A 21,444-nucleotide genomic window follows, 5' to 3' on the forward strand; every position below is an offset into this window, starting at 1 on the left:
CCATCAACAATCTATTAATTCAAATTCAAAAAAGGGGAGCAACTCAGCTCCCCCTCCCGCGTGTCTGAATAGTCTATCCAAACCGCTTGACAGTCTGATTACTCAGCAGCAGCTTCGTCGTTGTTTGCAACTTCAACGAATTCGCTTTTCTCGCCAGCTTCAACTTCAGTACCTTCAGAACATGCATCAGCAACAGCTTTAACATAGATCTGAATAGCGCGCAGCGCATCGTCGTTACCTGGAATAACGTAATCAACGCCATCTGGGTTGCTGTTAGTATCAACGATACCAATAACCGGGATACCCAGCTTGTTTGCTTCGTTGATAGCGATACGTTCGTGATCAACGTCAACAACGAATAGTGCGTCCGGCAGGCCGCCCATATCCTTGATACCACCGATAGACAGTTCCAATTTTTCCATCTCACGCTGACGCATCAATGCTTCTTTCTTAGTCAGCTGAGCGAAAGTACCATCTTGGCTTTGTGATTCAAGATCACGGAAGCGGCGGATAGACTGACGGATAGTCTTGTAGTTGGTCAGCATACCACCCAACCAACGATGATTAACGTACGGCATGTTTGCGCGTGACGCTTCTTCTTTGATGGTCTTGCTGGCAGCACGTTTAGTACCCACGAACAAAATTTTGTTCTTGTTTACAGCCATGCCTTTAACAACATCCAGAGCACCGTTCAGTGCTGGCAGAGTGTGCTCCAGGTTGATGATATGGATCTTGTTACGAGCACCGAAAATGTATTTACCCATTTTCGGATTCCAGTAACGGGTCTGGTGACCGAAGTGAACACCTGCTTTAAGCAGGTCACGCATTGTAACTTTTGCCATTATATATACTTTCCTAAAAGTTTAGGGTTAGACGTCCATGCACCCCAACTCCCAACCGCAAGCGGCACCCAAGGAGATGTGTCGGTAACATGTGTGGATTTATGAAACCTGTGTGTTCTGATACAGATTTCGAGCGCGACTTTATAACATAAACAACAAACTTTTTGAAGCGCGATTTACAATCTATTTATCCCATCCTTTTGTTCTTAGCCGCTAAATTCGCTACAATCGCACCACGAACAACCGCCTTCATCGCTATATCCCACGCCCCAAAGGCTTACACATTTAAGGGTTTATATGAGCATCACTATCAAAACGCAGGAAGAGATCGAAAAAATGCGTGTCGCAGGCCGTCTGGCTGCAGAAGTTCTGGAAATGATCGAACCTTTCATTAAACCAGGCGTCACCACCAATGAGATCAATACGATTTGTCACGACTACATGGTCAATGAACAGGACGTTATTCCTGCCCCCCTCAACTACCATGGCTTTCCTAAATCAATCTGCACCTCGGTTAACTACGTTGTGTGCCACGGTATCCCCAACGATAAGCCACTGAAAAACGGTGATATTATCAACCTCGATATCACCGTTATCAAAGACGGTTATCATGGTGATACCAGCAAAATGTTTTATGTTGGCAACGTAGCCCCACACGCTCAACGCCTCTGCGAAGTCACTCTCGAATGTCTCTACAAAGGTATGGCATTGGTAAAACCGGGCGCCCGTCTAGGCGATATTGGTCATGTGATTCAAAAACATGCTGAAGCCAACCATTACTCGGTAGTGCGTGAATACTGCGGCCACGGTATCGGCATAGGTTTCCATGAAGATCCACAGGTGGTTCACTACGGTACACCCGGTACTGGCGTCGAATTACAAGAAGGAATGTGCTTCACCATCGAGCCAATGATCAATGCGGGCAAACGGCATGTTAAAACATTGAAACGTGATGGCTGGACAGTCGAAACCCTCGACAAACGTCTTTCCGCTCAATGGGAACATACCTTGCTGGTAACCGCCGATGGCTTTGAAGCATTAACGAAACGTAAAGACGAAACTTTCTAAATTTACCGCTGACGGAGTCATTCATGTCGCACACCGCTTTTGCCGCTGACGAGACGCTCTTTTCAGCCAGTGACTTTTCGGCCGCATTGGCGAAATCCACCTCACCGATTCCGGTCTTTAAAAAAGCCCTTAAGGCTGCTCAAGAGACCATGGACACCCGCTTTCGGGCGGGCGAAGACATTCGTAAGTTAATCTATGGCCGCGCCTGGCTGATTGATCAGATATTGCTACAAGCGTGGAATCTGTTTGATTGGCCAGACAATAAACATTTCTGTTTGATCGCCGTTGGCGGCTATGGTCGGGGTGAACTTCATCCCCGTTCTGACGTTGATATACTTATCCTGCTGGATAACATCACCGATGCTGAAGTTCAGGATAGCATCAGCCGCTTTCTTACCCTCCTATGGGATATCAATCTCGATGTTGGCTCCAGTGTCCGCACCGTTGATGAGTGTTACGACGAGGCTCAGAACGATATCACCATCGCCACTAATCTAATCGAGTCACGCCCTCTGGTGGGCAATGCAGACTTACATATCCAGATGTATCTGCGAGTCACCTCGGAAGGCGCCTGGACCGATAAAGAGTTTTTCCTCGCGAAGGTCAACGAGCAAAACAGCCGACACGACAAAACCAATGACACCGAATATAACCTAGAGCCCAATCTAAAAAACTCCCCCGGAGGGCTGCGGGACATGCAGACCATTGGCTGGGTTGCAAAGCGTCATTTTGGTGCCACCTATATTCGCGACTTAGTGGATCATGGATTTCTAACTGAACTCGAACTAGACACCCTCAACAAGGGGGAACTCTACCTTTGGACGGTTCGTTATGCGATGCATATGCTCTGTCAGCGCCGGGAAGATCGCTTACTGTTCGATCACCAGCGCAGCCTGGCAGAACTCTTCGGCTACACCGATCAAAATGGTGCCTTAGCCGTTGAACAGTTCATGAATAAGTATTATCTCGTTGCGAAAGCAATGTCTGAATTCAATGGCATGCTGCTACAGTATTTTGATGAAGTCATTTTACGTCACGAAGAAGAGCAGGTCATCGAACCGCTCAACAATCGCTTCAATCTGCACAACGGCTTTATACGGGTAGCTTATGAGAGCGTTTTCGAACACCACCCGTTTGCTATGCTAGAGATGTTTGTCCTGCTGGCACAGCATCCTGAAGTCAAAGGCGTTCGCGCCTCAACCATTCGCCTCATCAGAAACAATCGTCACCGAATTGATGATGAGTTTCGTAACGACATTCGTAATACGTCGTTGTTTATGGAACTACTGAGACAAGATAAGGGTGTTTCGACCGAACTTAAGCGAATGAACCGCTTCGGTATCCTTGGCCTCTATCTGCCAGAGTTTGGCAAGATTATCGGCCAGATGCAGCACGATCTATTTCATATTTACACTGTTGACGCTCATACACTTAAAGTTATTCAAAAAATTCGTAAATTCCGCCATCTCAATCAGCGGGAGAAGTTCCCCATTGCCTACCGCATTATCAATCAGTTGCCCAAACTTGAGTTGATCTATATTGCTGGACTCTACCATGATATTGCCAAAGGCCGTGGTGGCGACCACTCCGAGCTCGGCGCTGAAGATGCTATCGCTTTTTGCCTACGCCATCACTTGGGCAAATGGGATACACACTTAGTACAATGGTTGGTACGTAACCACCTGCTGATGTCGATGACGGCGCAACGCAAAGATATATCAGACCCCGATGTCATTCTTCATTTTGCTAAACAGGTGAGGGATATCGTCCATCTGGATTATCTCTATATTCTCACCGTCGCTGATATCAATGCCACCAACCATAGTTTATGGAATAGCTGGCGGGCCACTCTAATGCGCCAGCTCTATACCGAAACCAAACGCGCCCTACGTCGCGGCTTAGAGAACCCGGTTAACAAAGACGACCGGGTCGAGCAGATTCAGAATGAATCACTGGCGATCATGCAGCGCAAAGGCTACGAAGAAGACGATGTCCTACAGTTTTGGAAACTCCTCGGCGATGATTACTTTCTGCGCGAGCAACCCCAACATATCGCTTGGCAAACCCAAGCGGTGCTCGAACACGGTGATTCTGACCAACCACTGGTAATGATCCGCAAAACATCATACCGGGCGTTCGAAGGGGCTACCGAGATATTTATCTACATGCCAGATCTGCCTAGTCTGTTTGCCGCTGCCGCTTCTGCGCTTGATCAGCTCAAGCTCAACATCCAAGATGCGCGCATCATGGTGGCAGATAATAATCAGGCCCTGAACACCTATACCGTACTGACAGAAGACAATGAACCGCTGCCAGATGACGATGCGTTCTTAGAGCAGATTCGCCATCATCTTGTGGAAGAGCTCGATGACCCCGACGATTACCCGGCAATTATCCAACGACGCATTCCGCGTCAGATGAAGCTATTCGCCTACCCAACTCAGGTCAACATGAGCACTGATCCCACCACCCAGCTAACAACCCTGGAGATCATTTCACCCGACCGCCCAGGCCTACTGGCGCGCCTCGGGGGGATCTTTGTTAATTTTGATATTTCAGTCCGTAAAGCAAAAATTGCCAGCATTGGCGAACGGGTAGAGGATTTCTTCTTTATTACCGACAATCAGGGCCAGCCCATCAGCGATCCAGATATCTGCATCCGACTGCAGCAGGCCATTTGCCAACAACTCGACGAATACAGCTAGCCGTAAAAGCACACGCCCTACTCGCCTAGCGATAGGGCGTGGTCGCTAACCTAAGGAATACCCATGGACAAACAAACACAGACCGAACTCGAAGCGGCCGCCTTTCGCCGCTTAGTACAACACCTCGATGATCGCAAAGATGTGCAAAATATCGACCTCATGATTCTCGCGGGCTTTTGCCGCAACTGTTTATCAAAATGGTACAAAGCCGCCGCCGATGAACAAGGTGTAGAGCTCAGCTATGAAGCCGCCTGTGAACAGGTTTACGGCATGCCCTATGCCGACTGGAAAGCCAAACATCAACAAAAGGCTACCCCAGAGCAACTCGCCGCCTATCAAGCTAGCCAAAAACCAGCTTAAAGCTGTCTATTAATACAAACGTAGACATCAAAATAAACGCAGCCTCTTCACAGGAGCTGCGTTTTTTTAAATTTCACTCAATTATTCGTGTTAATTATTGTTTTCCCAAGCCTGCTGTACCTGACTCAAGTCAACTTCAAGAATCGTCGCATAAACATCGGTTTGTACCGGGTAACTTTTTACCACCCGCGCGCCATGAATAATCCCAGCGACCGCCCCCTGAAACGAATTATTCTGTAAAATCATATCCTTAACGGAAGTTGTGCCAGCTAAGTACTGACCATGCACCAGCGCCGTTAATTCACGATAAGCATCCAATTTTGACGCCTTCATCGCTTGCAATACTTTATGCTGCTGACTTTGGCCAGTCTGTAAACTGATCGGAGCATAACCGGTGACTTGCACCCAATTTGGTTCGAGTGGCGTATTATCGACCCGTGGCGGCAGATCAGGTAAAGCAGACACAATATCCTTGGTAGACTCAACAAAGGTTTCGCAACCAGACAAAGACACTAGCAACAACGCTGCCAAACAAACCTGAGACAGCTTCTTAAATCCAGCAGTCAACATCATCAATTACTCTCCGAGACCCGTTGCCGAGTCCCATTTTCGATTATCATCCCCTCATCCATCGCCTTAATGGGGTCATAGCCCGGCAGTGCCCCTTCTAATCGAGCCACGGGAATATTCGTTTGCGCAGATGCCAAAATTTGTCGCGTCGTGGTGTCCAACACCCGAGCATTAATAATAATGCCATCTTGATGCTGGCTATAGGTGCCGGTCAGAACAAAATGGATACGAAAACGATTACGAATGCTCGACAGGTTCGCCGTCGATAACGGATCTTTTGCGGTGGTATTTAAACTTACTGCTCGAAAATCCACGAGATTGTAGCCATGCTGCTGCAATTGGAAGATGAAGTTCTCACTGAGTCGTTCACCGGTAGGCGTACCAGATGTTTTGCTCCCTAACTGAACAAAAGGCAAGATCGCAATCGGTAATCGCTTCACCCGATTTTCCATCAATCCGACATTCAGCTGCACCGCCATCTGAGCCACCGCTTCACTTAACGGATCAACACCAGAAGACTCCCCTCTCACCAACCCCGTCTCATACTGGCTTAACGCCTGTTGAGCCTCAAGATTTGCCGCATCGGCTTCACGTATCTGTTCCAACGCTTGTGGATCAACATGTTGCACAGTCACAGGAACCGGCTGATTCAGCGCACACCCCGCCAACAAGACTGGACAAAGTAGTAAAGAATATCTCATCAACAGCGACACTCAGAATTAAAGATCCGTTTAAACTAACATAAATCAGACACTTAAACAGTCCCTGCCGTATTGCAACCAACCAATAATTTGCATACCTTAGTGTATTATCGGTCAGCCAAAAAGTATGTTTAGCCCTATGATACGTATCGCCGCCGTTTTACTGCTTAGCTTTCTCAGTCTGTCACTACATGCCGTAACCATGGAAGCAGAAGGACGTGCCTTAATCTTCAATAAGGATATCGATTCCGCCCGCCAAGCCGCCATCAAAAACGCCACTCAACAGGCATCTTTGCAGGCAAGTGCGATTGTCAGCAGCACCCAAAGTATCGATCAGGGTGTACTGAGCATCGACAACATGCAAGTCAGCACTCTCGGTATGGTCAGTAACATCGAAGTATTAGATGAGAAAATACAGGGCCGGATGCTTTGGGTTAAGGTGCGAGCCGATGTCGATTTTGAGGCAGGCTGCCCTGCCGGAGTTTCCGGTCATGGTTATCAAAAATCGGTGGCTGTTACCGCGTTCCCGCTACTTTATCCACAACAGGCCAATTTAGGTGATCTGAGCAACATTCAAACAGAGCTGAGCCATATTCTTAGCAATCAGATTAACCAAACCAGCAATCTAAAAGCACTCAATGCGGGTATGTTGAATGTCCATCAAAATGTCAGCAACGCCCCGACTCGACAACTTAGTGCCGGCGCACTCACCACCGTTCTAGGCTATACCCGACAACTCGATGTGCAATACATTGTTTCCGGCGTTATCCGGGATATGACCATGTACGACTCGTCAGTGACCGACCCAAACCGCAACATCCTGATCGATTTCTATAACCGTATGGATTATCGCAGCAAGCGCCACCTCCGTACTCTCGCACTGGATCTCTATATCCACGATGGTTTTTCCGGGGCGCTACTCTTTAGTAAGCAATATACCACTGCAGGGCGTTGGAACTTAGAGCCCGAAGCACGCCCTCGCTTTGCTAGCGCTGAATTTTGGCGACAAGACTACGGCAAACAAACCCGCAGTCTGATTGATCAAGTAGCCAACGACCTAAACGATGAACTACGCTGTTTACCCTTCTCTGCCCGTATCACCCGTAGTGAAAACAACCTGCTTTGGTTTAATGCCGGCGCCCTATCTGGCATTAAGGTAGGGGACAAACTGACGGTGTATCGTAAATCGAATTTCTTTACTGACAATATGCGCAGCCATGTTCAACTCACGAATACCCGTAAAACCATGACGGTTACCGAAGTCCAACCGATGTTCGCCATCGGTCGGCTGGCTCAAGACGGCACCATCTACAATATTCAACCGGATGATGTTGTTATTTCTTGGTGATTAGCTTGGTAAGAATCACAGAACGGAGCCTTTAACGCCTGTTCGTAGCTAAATGGGCAATTTCGTTTTCTTGTTAGAAGAAGCAAATAAAATCAATGGCCGAGGGGTATTAACCCTCAGCCACACACTCTAAATGACAGGGCTAACACTTATTCATCGATTAGCGGTGTAGCTCTCCGGCCCTTTCAGGCTGATATAATATATCTTCAATGCTTACCTTAAAAGAACCGCCACCAGGTTTTGGCCATTCAATTTCATCGCCCTGAGCAAGTCCCAGTAACGCACTACCCACCGGGGCCAAAATAGACAGCGTTGTACCACTCGAATCAACATCTCTCGGGTACACCAAGGTTAATTCAAACGCCTCTTGAGTTGATTCAATAACAAACTTTACCTTTGAGTTCATCGTCACAATAGTCGGCGGCATGAGTTCAGGAGCGACCACATTCGCCCGCGCTAGCTCCGTTTCAAGCTCCGCGGCCCCGGCAAAACTCCCTTTAGGTAAAGAATCCATCAGATCGTATAAACGATCGACATCAGAAGAAGATATTGTTATTTCAGGTCTTACATTCATAACTGTTCTCAATACATTGATAAACATCGTTGCACTAAAAAATTGGCCTAGAACTTCGCAACTAAACGAAGTAGCCAATAATTATTTAATCCGGATTTTCTGTTTAAGACTTAGATATTCGCGCTGCTTAGCTACCGATACAGCAGTAACTACAGAAAGGTATCTATTTGATAGAAAAAGAATATTTTGCAGCACTCCATAACTTTACCTGTGGATTTTTTATTAAAACAACCGTTAAAGTAACCGCTTTTTCAGCCGTTGCGAGCGCTGCCGACTGATATTCATATATTTTTGATATTAGTCTGTTTTAAACTTAATTCAAGCAATAAAATTCAGCCTAAACATAGACTCTCCTCACACCTAAAAAAACCGCCAAAAGGCGGTTTTAACGAAGCAGTTTCAAACACGGAAAACGACGTTACTATTTCTGCGTCCCACGGATATTAACTTCAACCCGTCGATTCATCGCGCGCCCAGCAACCGTATCGTTACTCGCAACCGGGTAGCGCTCGCCATAACCTCGGGACTGTAAACGCAATGCCGGTACCCCGCCACTGGACAAGTATTGAGCCACACTGGCTGCACGTCGCTCTGATAAAGTCTGATTGGTTTCAAATGAGCCTGTGCTATCAGTAAAGCCATCAACATTCACGATGGTGTTATCAAACTTGAGTAACACTTTAATCACTGAGTTCAACGTGGGATAGAAGCCTTGATCGATATTGTAAGCACCGGTCGGGAAAGTCACATTACCGGGCATAATCAGCCGAATTGAATCACCAATCCGTTCTACTCGAACACCGGTGCCTTCTAATTCTTGGCGCAGCAACATCTCTTGCTGATCCATGTAATAACCAATACCGCCACCCACAGCACCACCTATCAACGCCCCCGCAATAGTGCCTTCAGTACGTTTACCTTTGCCAGCTACCGCATTGCCTAGCACCGCGCCCGCAACCGCACCAATACCAGCACCCGCAGTTGCATTACTGGTTTTAGCTTGCTGAGTATAAGGGTCCAATGTTTGACAGCCAGCCAACCCGATCGCAGCCGCTAAAATTACAATTTTTTTCATTATCACTCCTTTGGGTATCAGTGAAACAGATCAGCCGGTTTCAGATATGCCTGAGTACTGATAAGATTCTTAAATATCATAACCTTTTACACGGCCATTTTAAGCTGGGCGTTTTAGGTCGATCTTAGTCGTTATATTGCCAACTAAGTTCCCCTTTAGCCAATATCGTTAGTAAATTAGCGTTTTTTAACCCGAATATCACCTGAGTGGTGCATTTTTACCGATATAGATCTGGTTTCAAGTTACAACAACTTATAGAATCGGTATTAACACATAAGTAAGACCTTTGTATTTCGGTCGTATCATTAAGTCCCGAGGATTATCACTTGTCTCAACTACCAGTCATTGTGGGGTTCGGCGGCATTAGCCCAGCCGGACGAAGTTCCTTTCACCATGGCTATCGCCGCCTGTTGCTCGACAAGCTCAATGATACAGACCGCAACGAGACGCTGCTCGATCTTGCAACCTTAATGGGTTTAGCAAGTTACAAAGACAACGGTTATATCGATCAAAACGGCAACCCAACACCGGTTGATGAGCTAATAGCCATTATCCAACCTCAGGTGTGTAATAGCACCCTGATTCGCCGTATCGAGAAAGAGTGTTTCGATGTTCACAGCGTAACCTTCAATAAACCGGCGACCCTCAACACCGACGGCGCTATCCGTTTCACTCTCCGTACCCGCCAGATGCCCAAAAACATTCCCGCAAACTGGAGTGTCAAAGCCCTCTCAGCCAGCCAGATGGAAGTGACGGTTCAGGGTGATCTGGACGTGATCTTTCCCGACTTTAAAGAAGCGCTCGTCCAGTCAGCCGGACAACTGCCCAACGGTTTTCAACCAGGCAAACTATATCAATCCCGCAACCACCCTCGCAATATACAGATGACCATCTTCGGTGCCTCTGATGCATTGCAATCGGTCGGTATTCCATGGGACAAAATTGCAGCAAGTGTACGCCCCGATCAGATCGGTGTTTATGCTAGCAATTCCATTGGTCAGTTGGATGATTTAGGCTTTGGCGGGCTAACAAAATACCCGTCAATCGGCAAACGCACCACGTCAAAACAGATGCCACTGGGTTACGCCCAGATGCCTGCCGACTTCATCAATGCCTATATTCTTGGGAGTGTTGGCGTGACTGGCGGCTCATTGGGCGCCTGTGCCACTTTCCTCTATAACTTGCGTAACGCAGTCAATGATATTCGCGCTGGACGCCGTAAGGTTGTGTTAGTCGGTGGCAGTGATGCGCCCGTCATTCAAGAAGTCATCGAAGGCTTTCGCTCAATGGGCGCACTAGCAGAAGACAAAGACCTGCTGGCTCTCGATAACCTGACAGCACTAAGTGCCGATGATTACCGTAAAGCCTGTCGCCCCTTTGGTAACAACTGCGGCTTTACCATTGCAGAATCATCTCAGTTCACTCTATTGATGAGTGATGACTTGGCCCTTGAACTTGGTGCAGATATCTATGGCGCAGTGCCTGAAGTCTTTGCCAACGCCGATGGTCATAAAAAATCAATTTCCGCTCCCGGCATCGGCAATTACATTACGCTAGGTAAATCCGCCGCATTAGTTGGCAGAATGCTCGGCGAAGAATCACTCCAGCAACGCAGCTTTGTCCAAGCTCATGGCACCAGCACCCCGCAAAACCGGGTGACTGAATCCCACGTTATCAATGAAACCGCTAAAGCTTTTGGCATTCAAAACTGGACCGTTGCCGCCCTAAAATGTTTTATCGGGCATTCACAAGGCACTGCCGGCGGCGATCAGTTAAACCTGTCTCTAGGTATCTGGAAACATGGTTATATCCCAGGCATCCTTACCACCCCTGAGTTCGCAACCGACATTCACGCCAGCAATCTGCACCTAAGCAACCAGCATATCGAGGTCGGCCCACAAGGGATGGATTCGGTCATTCTTAACTCCAAAGGATTTGGCGGCAACAATGCTAGCGCCGTGGTCTTAGCGCCTCACATTACCCGACAGATGCTCCTGAAACGTCATGGACAAGCGGCAATCGATCGCTATCAGGATAAACTCGTAGCGACCCAAGCCACAGCATCTCAGTATGATCAAGACAGCATCAAAGGCCTAACCCGTCCGATCTATCTATATGATAACAATGTGCTTGCCGGTGACGATCTTGAAATTAATAGTCAAGAGATCAAACTGCCAGGCTATGCCCAACCGGTCAGTCTGGATATTGAAAATCCATTTAAAGATATGAGCTAAACGGGCACTGCTTTTATCATGCAGCCTTGAGCGATTTAACCTAAGATTGATAGGAAATTACATGTTCAGAGTTATCACAGCATCACTTGTAACCTTGGCGCTGACGGGCTGCATGGACAGCATCACTAAGCCCTCTGAACCGGTCGATACCAGCTATTACACCATCGACTTGAAACATTACACCTACTGTCGTGGAAGCACCCCCACCTGTCATAAACTCAGCATGATCGCTAGTGGTGCGCTGCACCTCAAACCGATTGAAGATATTTATGACGCCAAAATCACTGGCCCCAACTATCGCAGTAGCTTATTACGCATGATGCTTAATCCAGAAGGCCCTTATCCGGTGAAAAAGATGAGCACTAACGGACGTTATTACCGTCTGCCTGTGAATCAACACACGGATACGGTGTGGCAAGCCTTTGAGAATATGAAAAGCTCTCTTTATAACGACAACGTTTTAACCAACTGAGCCGTCGTTACGTCAATAACCTCCTGCAACGGTTGCTGCCTAATCAGCGCAACCGTTTCTGCCACCATAGCGACCCGCTCCGGATAATTCACTTGTCCCTGATAACCACACAGCGGCATATCAGGACTATCAGTTTCCAATACAAAGCTATCTAATGGCAATGTAGCTACCAATCGACGTAATTTTACGGCACGAGGGTAAGTAACGGCGCCGCCAATCCCCAGCTTAAAACCCAGCTTCAAGTACTCTCTCGCTTGCTGCTCACTGCCTGCAAAGGCATGCACTAAACCGGCCCGCGATAGCTTTAATTGCCGTAACTGCTTCAGTAATGGATCATGGGCTTTACGTACATGCAACAAAACCGGCTTATCAAACCGTTTTGCGAGTTTTAGCTGAGGCACCAGCACCGCTAACTGAGCCGTCAAATCAGCAGCGGGAATAAACAGATCTAAACCTATTTCACCGACGGCCACTATCGCTGGGCAGTGCTGTAACATTGCCTCTAACTTGGTAAGACCCTCTGTAGAATCATTCTGTAAAAAACAGGGATGTAATCCTAAGGCCGGATAAAGGCCCGGATGCTCAGCACAGAGATTCAGCACGCCTTCCCAGTTATCCACCGTCACACCAGGCACAATAAAACAATCTACGCCCGCAATATGAGCGCGCGCCAATACTGCGGTAATATCCGCAGACAGTTCAGGAAAATCTAAATGACAATGAGAATCGATGAGGTTCATAACGGAAAGTATACGGTAGATAGTGACGATAACGTACCGTCAACGACTCGAGCCGCGAAAATAGCAACGCGCCCAGAAGGCGCGTTTTGTCTTAGTGCTCTCGGGTAGCCCGGAACTGCAGATCAGGCCAACGCTCTTCGGTTAAACTCAGATTAACCCGCGTTGGAGCCAGATAGGTCAACAATCCGCCACCATCCAAGGCTAGGTTATCGCCACCTTTACGACGGAACTCTTCCAGTTTACGTTCATCATCACACTCAACCCAACGAGCTGTCGCAATGGTGACCGGTTCATACATACATTCCACTTTGTACTCATCTTTAAGGCGATAAACAACCACCTCAAACTGCAACTGACCCACCGCGCCTAAAATCAGATCATTTTTATTGATCGGCTGGAATAGCTGTACCGCCCCCTCTTCCGATAGCTGCTGCAAGCCTTTCTGCAACTGCTTCATTTTCAGTGGATCTTTCGGCCGTACCCGACGAAACATCTCCGGCGCAAAGTGAGGAATACCGGTAAATTTAAGGTCTTCTCCTTCGGTAAAGGTATCTCCGATTTGAATCGTACCGTGGTTATGCAAGCCAATAATATCGCCGGACCAGGCTTCCTCGACATTCGAGCGATCGCCCGCCAAAAAGGTCACCGCATCGGCAATCTTGACATCTTTCTTAATCCGCACATGGCGCATTTTCATGCCACGGGTATAACTGCCAGAGCATACCCGCATAAAGGCAATACGATCGCGGTGTTTAGGGTCCATATTGGCTTGAATCTTAAACACAAAACCGGAAAAAGCAGCTTCATCCGGTGCCACTGGACGGGTAATGGTTTCTCGAGCGATCGGCGAAGGTGCTAACTCGACAAAACCGTCGAGCATTTCACGCACACCGAAGTTCGATAACGCCGTGCCGAAATAAACCGGCGTCTGACGGCCGGCTAGATACTCATCCTGATCATATTCATGACTCGCACCGCGTACTAGATCGACCTCATCAACAAAGTCTTCGTACAGAGCGCCCAGCAGCTGCTTCGCTTCATCAGTCGCCAACCCTTTAACTTGGATATCATCAGGGATAACACTGCCCTGACCGGGGGTAAAGACATGAATAGTATCGGTGTATAAGTTATACACACCGCGAAAATCTTTACCCATGCTAATCGGCCACGTAATTGGCGCCGCCGCAATCTTCAGCACTTCTTCGATCTCATCCAATAGATCAATAGGATCACGGATATCCCGGTCCATTTTGTTGACAAAGGAAAGTATCGGCGTATCCCGTAAACGACACACTTCCATCAGTTTGATCGTGCGATCTTCGACACCCTTAGCGCCATCAACCACCATCAACGCCGAGTCAACAGCCGTCAGGGTGCGGTAGGTATCTTCCGAGAAATCTTCGTGCCCAGGAGTGTCTAGCAGGTTAACAATACGACCATTATGGGGGAACTGCATCACCGATGAGGTAACCGAGATACCCCGTTCCTGCTCCATGCTCATCCAGTCGGATGTGGCATGACGGTCAGACTTCTTACCTTTTACGGTACCAGCCTTCTGAATCAAGTTTCCGAATAACAACAATTTTTCGGTAATCGTGGTTTTACCCGCATCCGGGTGGGAGATGATAGCGAAAGTACGACGCGTCGTGACTTTCTTAGAGATACTAGACATAGAGATCCGGTTATTGTGGCAACAGCCCTGCAAAAGACACCGCAGCGACTTAAAAATAGAATGGCCGCTATTTTCGCCGATCTACCTTAAATCCACAACTGAAAGCGAGCAACCCGGTCGAGATTACTAAGAATATAATCGTTCGTCACTCGCGAGTGAGTCAATGAGGCAATACAACAGTCTGGAAAAGCTGATCAGGCCATCTACATAGGCTCGATGAGTCAACGCAGACTAAAGATTCCTTGGCATCAAGGCGTGTGGTGCATTTAGCTCTACTGAAAGCTAACATCTTAGTCTGAAAACTTCCAAGGCTTGTCTTTAGGCACATACAAACTCGCTTTATTAACACAACGCTGGCTAATATCAGAGGCTTCAGAAAACAGGATATCACGTCCCTCGGCTACTTTTCGGCTATAGAGTGGCGTTATCCAACCGTAAAAAACCGCGTCACAACGTTGTGTTGTTTGTATTTCGGCAATATCTTCTTCATACCAATTACAGGGAAAATCTGCCACGGTCCTCAAAGTATCTTTTTGGGACAGTACATCGTAGGGGATTGTATTTTTTTCCAACAACGGATGGCTTCGTACTCTGGCGACATTTCCAACAGAAACATAGGTGTAGACCGCATCAAGAGTATCCCAGCGTGTTTTCTGATAAGGAGTATAGGTGGTTTCACCACGCTGCCGGGCATCTGCGGGGAGCATCTCACCCGTCTCTTCATAATAGCGAGTATCGGCCGTTGCCGTGACAACCTGATGACCAATTTTATCCGGCTGCTCATCAATTAACCGAGTCACATAATGATCGTAGGTAATCACATACGCGGGCACTTCACCCTCACTGCAATGAAGAGCCCCCGAATCTTCAGCATAACTGGCTGAAGCAGCGCCTAATAAGATCAACGGCAGTAGTAGTGCAAAGACCCTGTTTCGTTCCATCATCAAATCCGTTCGATAGCAAAAAAGTTATTCGATCACTTTGTAACCCGTAAAGCAGTCCAGTGCAACCAAGGGAACCATGACTGCACTCGAGTTGACGATTTTATCACTATAATCAAAACCATGCCCTTACTTGGGGCTCTATCGGTAATCGGTCAGAAAATAAAGCTGTTCTCGCCCTCTAAGACTGAAAACAGTGCGACAATCTGCCACATCCATGACCTACACCTCTTGGTTATAATTCGGCTTTCTGCCAAGCTAACGATATGAACTACACCAGCAATACCCGCCACCAGCTACTGCAGCTGAGTTATATTCGTACGATCACCATTTTTGGTCAGAGCGGCCTATTGCTGTACCTATTTTTTGGACTGCATGTCCATCTGAATTTTTGGTTGGTTGCCTTTGCACTACTGGCAATGGCCTTGCTCAATATGCTGTCATTGCTGCGGCTACGCTCTCCTTTACCGCTGACACAACTTGAGTTTTTCTTTCAACTCATTGCCGATATTGCCTTCTATGTTTGCTTGTTATATCAAATTGGCGGGGTAGGCAATCCGTTCTCAGCATTGCTATTAATCCCTCTAATTATCAGCGCGACGTCCTTACCAAGACAGTACACCTGGCTGACCGCTCTCTTGGTAACCCTAAGCTATACCCTGTTGATGCGTTTTTTTATCCCTATCACCCTGCCAGATACCGGTCACCAGCATCAAGCCGCAGCCTTATTAAACCTTCACCTTGCGGGCATGTGGTTGAACTTTATATTGACGGCCATTTTGATCACCTGGTTTGTGGTTAATATCCGCGAAAATTTATATCGACAAGAACACAAGCTAAAACAAGCGAGAGAATCCAACCTGCGCAATCAGCAACTATTGTCATTGGCGACGATGGCCGCGGGCACCGCCCATGAGATGGGCACTCCATTAGCCACCATGCGGGTGCTCTTACACGAACTCAAGCTTGATCACAGCGATGATGCCGAGCTGCTCGAGGACATCGATATTCTGCAAGCACAGGTAGAAAACTGCTCCGGCCACCTCAAACAGCTCGCTGAATCGGTGCAGCAAGAGCAAAAAGAATCTCGAGCACTGCCCGCGACACAATTTTTCAACGAAATAATGGAACGCTGGCAACTGATGCGCCCCACTGCCAAATTTAACCCACCTAAGATCAACTTCACCGGTGAGCCGACCGTTATTAGCTCTATCCCTTTACAACAAGCGTTTATCAATTTGTTGAATAATGCCGCCGATGCTTCCGCCGAACCGCTACAAATTGAAGTTTCATCCGATGCCCAACAGATACTCTTTACTATTCTGGATAAAGGGCCGGGGATTCCGTTAGAGCAAGCAGAATCCCTCGGCAGCCCTTTTATCACCACTAAGGGCAAAGGACTGGGGATTGGTTTATTCTTAACCGCTAATGCCCTAGACAGCTATGGAGGCAAGGTTTGTCTATTCAATCACCCTCAGGGTGGCACACTGACTGAAGTTAAACTCCCAGTGATAAAAGAGAGCCCGCAGCATGGACACTAACGCAGCCACACGACGTTTCCTCATCGTGGATGATGATGACACCTTCTCACGCGTACTGAGCCGAGCGATTAAGCGCCGAGGTTATGACACTGCAATTGCTAGTTCAGCGGAGCAAGCACTGGAGATGCTGGCAACATTCAAACCCGATCTTGCCACCTTAGATTTAAAAATGGGTGGCGCTTCTGGGATTACCTTGATTCCCCAGCTCAAGGCCGTTAACCCCGAGATTCGAATTCTAATTCTAACCGGCTATGCCAGTATATCTACGGCTGTTGAGGCCATTAAACTGGGTGCCACTGACTATCTAGCAAAACCCGCGGATACCGATCAGATTCTAGCTAAACTCAAAGGCAGCGCCCCTGATCCCGATGTCGAAATAGCCGATAAACCGATGTCGGTTGGCCGCTTAGAATGGGAACATATTCAAAAGGTACTGACCGAGCATGAGGGCAATATCTCTGCCACCGCCCGGGCCTTGGGAATGCACCGGCGCACCCTACAACGTAAGCTGCAAAAACGCCCGGTGAGAGAGGAGCACTGACCAGATGACTACTGATCGTCGATATATTTTTTCGCGTCAAAGGTGCGAATCCAATCAGGATAGAATACCATCATACCGGTCATAATAATGCCGTTGAGCAAGCCCTCGGGGAACGCAATGAGCGGCAATATCTGGATATATTCACTATAGATTTTTTCGCCAGTGTAGATATCACCAATCCAAAGCAGAAATCCCATACTCAGTCCGCCCGCTAGCGTTGCCGCACCGGCTCCTAAGAATGCACAAAGAAATAGATAAACAAAGAAGTTTGGCGGCAGTCGTGCTTCCACCTGCCGAAGAATGAAATAACTCAGTAAGACCGGAATCACAATGGTGCAGAGGCCATTAACGGCAAAACCATTCCAGCTTTCTTGCCCAATCAACGTAGTACCTAACAATGCCATACTGGCAGACAAAATCGCCAAATTCCAACCAAACATCAGCGTTAACACGGTAACACCTAGAAAATGAATCCCTAGTCCGGGTGTAATACCCGCACGCAACTGCCATAACACGACCAAACCAACCGTCGTCCCGAGAAACAGATGCTGTAGTTGGCGGTTACTAATAAGGGTCGACCAAGGTGCCGACCAGATCGCCGCACCAAGCAACAGAAAATATCCTACCTGAGCAAACCAAAACCAAAAGCCGGTAATCAGATCTGATGTTAAATTCATAGATTAATCCGTTAATAGAGGTCGCGTTAACCCGCGCTACCTGTTGCCACCCAAGCAGTCAAAATTTTAGATCTTAACTTAGCGTTAAAGCCGGTCGGCTGATAGTGCTTAACCACCTAAAGCAGACTTAAGCTTGCCACAGCTCATTAAAATAGCATCTTCACTACCCTTGGCGGTTGGATAATAGCCCTTACGGACACCGTCCTCCTGATAGGCTAAACGATGATAGAGTCCCAAAGCCGGCGTATTAGAGCTTCGCACTTCTAGTAGGCAGCGATTAATACCCCGATCATTGAGCCGAGCATGTACATAACTCAGCAACTCTGTCGCCCCGCCCTGTCCACGGTAATCGGGATGAACGCCAATTTGCAGTAGCTCTGCCTCATCCAACACCGTCGACAACAGTGCAAAACCGTGCAATTGAGTTGTCGACCATAGGCCAAAGCAAAGATAACGTTCACCGACTAGATACGTACTGAGCTGTTTTTCAGACCATGGATGGTCGAAACAGACGGTTTCTAATTCAAGCAGCGCCGCCAAATCTGTTTCATGGAGCGCTCGCACTAACGGCTTACTCATCACGGCCCTGCTGTGTTTGCAGGTGTGTTAACAACGGCTGTAGGTCACTCCATACATCCCGCTTACAGCCAGGTAACATCATCATTTCGGTAAGAGACGCCGAAGCCAAGGTTTTAACACTCGAGCGCAAGCTGAATAACATACCCCGTAGCTGCTCTAACGGTTCATCTCGCTCTAACACCATCTGTGCCGCCGCTTCCCCCAACAACAGCACCGTATTCAGCGGATATTTTTGCAGGCTTTTCTTCAGCTTATGCTGGACCGTCAGACGCGCCTGTTCCGCTCCCTGATCCAGCGATTTACTGGCGAACATCGGCCAAGGCAACGTGTGATATTCACTGCTGCTACCACCAGACAAGCCTAATGAACGCAAGATTTTGTCCAACAAAATTTGATGATGCGCATCAGCTTGACCGTTGTTCAACGGCGAACGAGCGGAAGCCGACACCGGTGGCAACGAATCGATCACGAGGCAGTCTTGATACACCATGAAGGCCAATTTAAAGGGTTTCTGCGGAGTCTGCTCAGATGTTGAGGATAACTCAATGTCAGGATCGACTATCGTATCAGCCCTCGCGGCGGGTTTTGAGGGTGTAGCTATCGACACCGTTGGAGTCGAAGTGACTTGAGGAGTAGAAGCCGCAGGTGCAGTCTGCGTCGAGACCTCAGCGACGGTTTTCACGACACTAGCCTGTGGATTAACCGCCGGCTTAATCATTGGCGCCGCAACCGCACTCGCCGCTTGCACTTTTGTCTCGCTGCCAAAACTCGCACTCAGTTCGGACCGAGCCTGTTTGGCAGCCAACGCACGATCCGCGGGATTAAGAATAGGAGCGGCCTTGGCAGTACTCGTTGCACCTGCACTATCATCGGCTTCAGGCCAACAGTATTCCCACACCCAATCAGGTGTCGGCCGAGCTCCCGGTAACTGACGACGAGGCAGCCAACTGACAATACCCAACGTTTCCAGATACTGATTGCGCAGTGACTGCTCCATTCGTTTTTCCTTTTGTGCTAAGTTACCCCAGCACCTGAGTTAAAGGCAGGTTAAACCTGTGGATGTTCTTTTTCGACAGTAGATTCAAGCATATTTAACGCATGAATATAGGCCTTAGCTGAAGCAATAATAATATCGGTATCGGCCCCCAGACCATTGACGATACGGCCGCCTTTTTCCAACCGCACGGTAACTTCACCCTGAGAGTCAGTACCACTGGTAATCGCATTAACCGAATACAGCTCTAACGACGCACCCGAAGCAACAATCGACTCAATCGCTTTAAACGCCGCATCCACTGGACCACTACCTTCGGCTTCGGCAGTCTTTTCAATATCATTCATCGAGACGGTCACTTTAGCCAACGGCACTTCGCCGGTCTGAGAATTCACTGCCAAACTACTCAGCTTAAACTTCTCGTAATGTGACGCACGGGTATCACTCACTAGCGCTTGTAGATCTTCATCGAAAATCTCATGCTTTTTATCAGCCAAGTCTTTAAATCGAGCAAAAGCGGTATTCAGTTCGGCATCGGATTCAAACGTCGTACCCAACTCTTCTAAACGAGAGCGAAACGCGCTACGGCCAGAATGTTTACCCATCACCATCTTGTTGGCGTTCCAGCCAACATCTTGAGCGGTCATAATCTCATAGGTTTCACGGTGTTTCAGCACGCCATCCTGATGAATACCGGACTCATGGGCAAAAGCATTCGCCCCGACAATCGCTTTGTTAGGCTGTACCGGGAAACCGGTAACACTAGAAACTAAGCGAGAAGCAGGAACGATCTGTGTGGTATCAATACCGGTATGTAACCCCAGCACATCCTGACGAGTACGTAGCGCCATCACCACTTCTTCGAGTGACGCATTACCCGCCCGTTCACCAAGACCATTAATGGTACATTCCACCTGCCGCGCACCTGCCGTCACCGCCGCTAATGAATTCGCCACTGCCAAGCCTAAATCATTATGGCAATGCACCGAGAAAACCGCTTTATCGGCATTGGGAATACGGCTAAGCAGCTGTGTGATGGTATGACCAAACTCGTCTGGCACCGCATAGCCAACCGTATCAGGGATATTGATCGTACGGGCACCCGCATCAATGACCTTCTCGATAATTCGACACATGAAATCCAGATCAGAGCGGCTGGCATCTTCCAGAGAGAACTCCACGTCGCTGATTAGGTTACGCGCGCGTTTAACGGCATAAACCGCTTGCTCAACAACCTTATCGGGATCCATCTGCAATTTATATTTCATATGGATAGGCGAGGTAGCGATAAAGGTATGAATACGGCCAGAGTTAGCGTTCACTAACGCCTCACCTGCTCGATCGATATCGGCATCCAATGCCCGAGATAGAGAACAGATAGTGCTGTCTTTAATGGTATCGGCAATCGCTTTAACCGAGGCGAAGTCCCCTGGAGAGGCGATCGCAAAACCCGCTTCAATCACATCGACCCGCATCTTTTCCAGCTGTTTAGCAATTCGCAGCTTCTCTTCCCGGGTCATGGACGCACCGGGACTCTGCTCCCCATCACGCAACGTTGTATCAAAAATAATTACACGGTTATTATCGGTCATGACCGGACTCCAAAACTGATTAACGACCGCGATACGCAGCGCTGTAAACAGGCGGCATGGCTAAGCCGGAAAAGGGATCAACAGGTGGCGGGACGGAATGTTGCAAAGGTAAAAATTTGCCGGAAAATCAGGGCCGCATCCACTATATTATCGATTAGTGACTAATATAACTTTCTGATGGCTATTTGCAACTCAATGACGTACAAATAAATGCCTGT

Annotated in this window: 20 protein-coding genes; 8 read left to right on the plus strand and 12 right to left on the minus strand. The window is 48.1% G+C overall.

The window, feature by feature from the left end:
- Positions 1-98 precede the first annotated feature (98 nt).
- Entirely contained in the window at positions 99-842 is a 744-nt protein-coding gene (gene rpsB / locus AC0L4K_RS16580; protein ID WP_417223617.1) for a 30S ribosomal protein S2, read from the minus strand.
- A gap of 297 nt (positions 843-1,139) precedes the next feature.
- Here rpsB and map point away from each other — a divergent pair, with 297 nt between their 5' ends.
- From map to AC0L4K_RS16595, 3 genes are all read left to right on the plus strand, one after another.
- Positions 1,140-1,910 carry a type I methionyl aminopeptidase gene (gene map, locus AC0L4K_RS16585; protein WP_417223616.1) on the plus strand — a complete coding sequence of 257 codons (771 nt, stop codon included), beginning with the start codon at positions 1,140-1,142 and terminating at the stop codon, positions 1,908-1,910.
- Between the two features lie 23 nt (positions 1,911-1,933).
- Positions 1,934-4,615, plus strand: coding sequence for a [protein-PII] uridylyltransferase (locus tag AC0L4K_RS16590; protein WP_473267242.1), 2,682 nt, complete (start codon positions 1,934-1,936; stop codon positions 4,613-4,615).
- Between the two features lie 63 nt (positions 4,616-4,678).
- Entirely contained in the window at positions 4,679-4,975 is a 297-nt protein-coding gene (locus AC0L4K_RS16595) for a DUF1244 domain-containing protein (protein WP_417223613.1), read from the plus strand.
- Between the two features lie 90 nt (positions 4,976-5,065).
- Here AC0L4K_RS16595 and AC0L4K_RS16600 read toward each other — a convergent pair whose 3' ends face one another.
- Both AC0L4K_RS16600 and AC0L4K_RS16605 read right to left on the minus strand, forming a co-directional pair.
- Entirely contained in the window at positions 5,066-5,548 is a 483-nt protein-coding gene (locus tag AC0L4K_RS16600; RefSeq protein ID WP_417223612.1) for an LPP20 family lipoprotein, read from the minus strand.
- Entirely contained in the window at positions 5,548-6,246 is a 699-nt protein-coding gene (locus AC0L4K_RS16605) for a FlgO family outer membrane protein (RefSeq protein ID WP_473267244.1), read from the minus strand. The genes AC0L4K_RS16600 and AC0L4K_RS16605 overlap by 1 nt, the downstream gene beginning before the upstream one ends.
- Before the next feature lie 139 nt (positions 6,247-6,385).
- Between AC0L4K_RS16605 and AC0L4K_RS16610 the strand changes: the two genes are divergently transcribed.
- Entirely contained in the window at positions 6,386-7,594 is a 1,209-nt protein-coding gene (locus AC0L4K_RS16610) for a flagella assembly protein FlgT (RefSeq protein ID WP_473267245.1), read from the plus strand.
- A 160-nt stretch (positions 7,595-7,754) separates the two neighbouring features.
- On the opposite strand, the gene rnk is transcribed toward AC0L4K_RS16610, so the two are convergent.
- Together rnk and AC0L4K_RS16620 are read right to left on the minus strand one after the other, a co-directional pair.
- Entirely contained in the window at positions 7,755-8,195 is a 441-nt protein-coding gene (gene rnk / locus AC0L4K_RS16615; protein WP_473267247.1) for a nucleoside diphosphate kinase regulator, read from the minus strand.
- A gap of 394 nt (positions 8,196-8,589) precedes the next feature.
- Positions 8,590-9,243, minus strand: coding sequence for a YiaD family glycine zipper/OmpA-like lipoprotein (locus AC0L4K_RS16620; RefSeq protein ID WP_473267249.1), 654 nt, complete (start codon positions 9,241-9,243; stop codon positions 8,590-8,592).
- Positions 9,244-9,569: 326 nt separating this feature from the next.
- Here AC0L4K_RS16620 and AC0L4K_RS16625 point away from each other — a divergent pair, with 326 nt between their 5' ends.
- Together AC0L4K_RS16625 and AC0L4K_RS16630 are read left to right on the plus strand one after the other, a co-directional pair.
- Complete coding sequence (locus tag AC0L4K_RS16625; RefSeq protein ID WP_417223604.1) at positions 9,570-11,477, plus strand: beta-ketoacyl synthase; 1,908 nt, start codon at positions 9,570-9,572, stop codon at positions 11,475-11,477.
- Positions 11,478-11,538: 61 nt separating this feature from the next.
- Positions 11,539-11,949 (plus strand): hypothetical protein, encoded by a 411-nt coding sequence (locus AC0L4K_RS16630; protein ID WP_473267251.1) that lies wholly within the window; start codon positions 11,539-11,541, stop codon positions 11,947-11,949.
- Here the strand turns inward: AC0L4K_RS16630 and AC0L4K_RS16635 are convergent.
- From AC0L4K_RS16635 to AC0L4K_RS16645, 3 genes are all read right to left on the minus strand, one after another.
- On the minus strand, positions 11,922-12,689 hold the full coding sequence (locus tag AC0L4K_RS16635) for a TatD family hydrolase (RefSeq protein ID WP_473267253.1): 768 nt from the start codon (positions 12,687-12,689) through the stop codon (positions 11,922-11,924). The genes AC0L4K_RS16630 and AC0L4K_RS16635 overlap by 28 nt on opposite strands.
- 91 nt (positions 12,690-12,780) lie before the next feature.
- The gene (locus AC0L4K_RS16640) at positions 12,781-14,361 is read right to left on the minus strand and encodes a peptide chain release factor 3 (protein ID WP_473267255.1); all 1,581 of its coding nucleotides are present in this window, start codon (positions 14,359-14,361) and stop codon (positions 12,781-12,783) included.
- Positions 14,362-14,651: 290 nt separating this feature from the next.
- Positions 14,652-15,305: a hypothetical protein gene (locus AC0L4K_RS16645; RefSeq protein ID WP_473267256.1), complete on the minus strand. Its 654-nt coding sequence runs from the start codon at positions 15,303-15,305 to the stop codon at positions 14,652-14,654.
- Between the two features lie 263 nt (positions 15,306-15,568).
- Between AC0L4K_RS16645 and AC0L4K_RS16650 the strand changes: the two genes are divergently transcribed.
- Together AC0L4K_RS16650 and AC0L4K_RS16655 are read left to right on the plus strand one after the other, a co-directional pair.
- Positions 15,569-16,843, plus strand: a complete 1,275-nt coding sequence (locus AC0L4K_RS16650; RefSeq protein WP_473267258.1) for an ATP-binding protein — start codon at positions 15,569-15,571, stop codon at positions 16,841-16,843.
- Positions 16,833-17,384, plus strand: coding sequence for a response regulator transcription factor (locus tag AC0L4K_RS16655; protein ID WP_417223598.1), 552 nt, complete (start codon positions 16,833-16,835; stop codon positions 17,382-17,384). The genes AC0L4K_RS16650 and AC0L4K_RS16655 overlap by 11 nt, the downstream gene beginning before the upstream one ends.
- A gap of 8 nt (positions 17,385-17,392) precedes the next feature.
- Here the strand turns inward: AC0L4K_RS16655 and AC0L4K_RS16660 are convergent, their stop codons facing one another.
- The 4 genes from AC0L4K_RS16660 to AC0L4K_RS16675 form a co-directional block, all read right to left on the minus strand.
- A complete protein-coding gene (locus AC0L4K_RS16660) occupies positions 17,393-18,061 on the minus strand; it encodes an energy-coupling factor ABC transporter permease (protein WP_417223597.1) in 669 nt (222 codons plus the stop codon).
- A 108-nt stretch (positions 18,062-18,169) separates the two neighbouring features.
- Positions 18,170-18,640, minus strand: a complete 471-nt coding sequence (gene rimI / locus AC0L4K_RS16665; RefSeq protein WP_473267259.1) for a ribosomal protein S18-alanine N-acetyltransferase — start codon at positions 18,638-18,640, stop codon at positions 18,170-18,172.
- Positions 18,633-19,637: a uracil-DNA glycosylase family protein gene (locus AC0L4K_RS16670; RefSeq protein WP_473267261.1), complete on the minus strand. Its 1,005-nt coding sequence runs from the start codon at positions 19,635-19,637 to the stop codon at positions 18,633-18,635. The genes rimI and AC0L4K_RS16670 overlap by 8 nt, the downstream gene beginning before the upstream one ends.
- Positions 19,638-19,687: 50 nt before the next feature.
- The gene (locus AC0L4K_RS16675; protein WP_473267263.1) at positions 19,688-21,226 is read right to left on the minus strand and encodes a 2-isopropylmalate synthase; all 1,539 of its coding nucleotides are present in this window, start codon (positions 21,224-21,226) and stop codon (positions 19,688-19,690) included.
- Positions 21,227-21,444: the final 218 nt, after the last annotated feature.

The sequence above is a fragment of the Amphritea sp. GJ51-11 genome, assembly GCF_055808735.1.

What these genes read in the sequence shown, in the direction of transcription:
- AC0L4K_RS16595 (WP_417223613.1), top strand. Translation starts at nt 4,679, where the DNA reads ATGGACAAACAAACACAGACCGAACTCGAAGCGGCCGCCTTTCGCCGC.
- AC0L4K_RS16640 (WP_473267255.1), bottom strand. Translation starts at nt 14,361, where the DNA reads ATGTCTAGTATCTCTAAGAAAGTCACGACGCGTCGTACTTTCGCTATC.
- rimI (WP_473267259.1), bottom strand. Translation starts at nt 18,640, where the DNA reads ATGAGTAAGCCGTTAGTGCGAGCGCTCCATGAAACAGATTTGGCGGCG.
- AC0L4K_RS16650 (WP_473267258.1), top strand. Translation starts at nt 15,569, where the DNA reads ATGAACTACACCAGCAATACCCGCCACCAGCTACTGCAGCTGAGTTAT.
- AC0L4K_RS16600 (WP_417223612.1), bottom strand. Translation starts at nt 5,548, where the DNA reads ATGATGTTGACTGCTGGATTTAAGAAGCTGTCTCAGGTTTGTTTGGCA.
- rnk (WP_473267247.1), bottom strand. Translation starts at nt 8,195, where the DNA reads ATGTTTATCAATGTATTGAGAACAGTTATGAATGTAAGACCTGAAATA.
- AC0L4K_RS16670 (WP_473267261.1), bottom strand. Translation starts at nt 19,637, where the DNA reads ATGGAGCAGTCACTGCGCAATCAGTATCTGGAAACGTTGGGTATTGTC.
- AC0L4K_RS16620 (WP_473267249.1), bottom strand. Translation starts at nt 9,243, where the DNA reads ATGAAAAAAATTGTAATTTTAGCGGCTGCGATCGGGTTGGCTGGCTGT.
- rpsB (WP_417223617.1), bottom strand. Translation starts at nt 842, where the DNA reads ATGGCAAAAGTTACAATGCGTGACCTGCTTAAAGCAGGTGTTCACTTC.
- AC0L4K_RS16605 (WP_473267244.1), bottom strand. Translation starts at nt 6,246, where the DNA reads ATGAGATATTCTTTACTACTTTGTCCAGTCTTGTTGGCGGGGTGTGCG.
- AC0L4K_RS16630 (WP_473267251.1), top strand. Translation starts at nt 11,539, where the DNA reads ATGTTCAGAGTTATCACAGCATCACTTGTAACCTTGGCGCTGACGGGC.
- AC0L4K_RS16660 (WP_417223597.1), bottom strand. Translation starts at nt 18,061, where the DNA reads ATGAATTTAACATCAGATCTGATTACCGGCTTTTGGTTTTGGTTTGCT.
- AC0L4K_RS16655 (WP_417223598.1), top strand. Translation starts at nt 16,833, where the DNA reads ATGGACACTAACGCAGCCACACGACGTTTCCTCATCGTGGATGATGAT.
- AC0L4K_RS16675 (WP_473267263.1), bottom strand. Translation starts at nt 21,226, where the DNA reads ATGACCGATAATAACCGTGTAATTATTTTTGATACAACGTTGCGTGAT.
- AC0L4K_RS16610 (WP_473267245.1), top strand. Translation starts at nt 6,386, where the DNA reads ATGATACGTATCGCCGCCGTTTTACTGCTTAGCTTTCTCAGTCTGTCA.
- AC0L4K_RS16590 (WP_473267242.1), top strand. Translation starts at nt 1,934, where the DNA reads ATGTCGCACACCGCTTTTGCCGCTGACGAGACGCTCTTTTCAGCCAGT.
- map (WP_417223616.1), top strand. Translation starts at nt 1,140, where the DNA reads ATGAGCATCACTATCAAAACGCAGGAAGAGATCGAAAAAATGCGTGTC.
- AC0L4K_RS16645 (WP_473267256.1), bottom strand. Translation starts at nt 15,305, where the DNA reads ATGATGGAACGAAACAGGGTCTTTGCACTACTACTGCCGTTGATCTTA.
- AC0L4K_RS16635 (WP_473267253.1), bottom strand. Translation starts at nt 12,689, where the DNA reads ATGAACCTCATCGATTCTCATTGTCATTTAGATTTTCCTGAACTGTCT.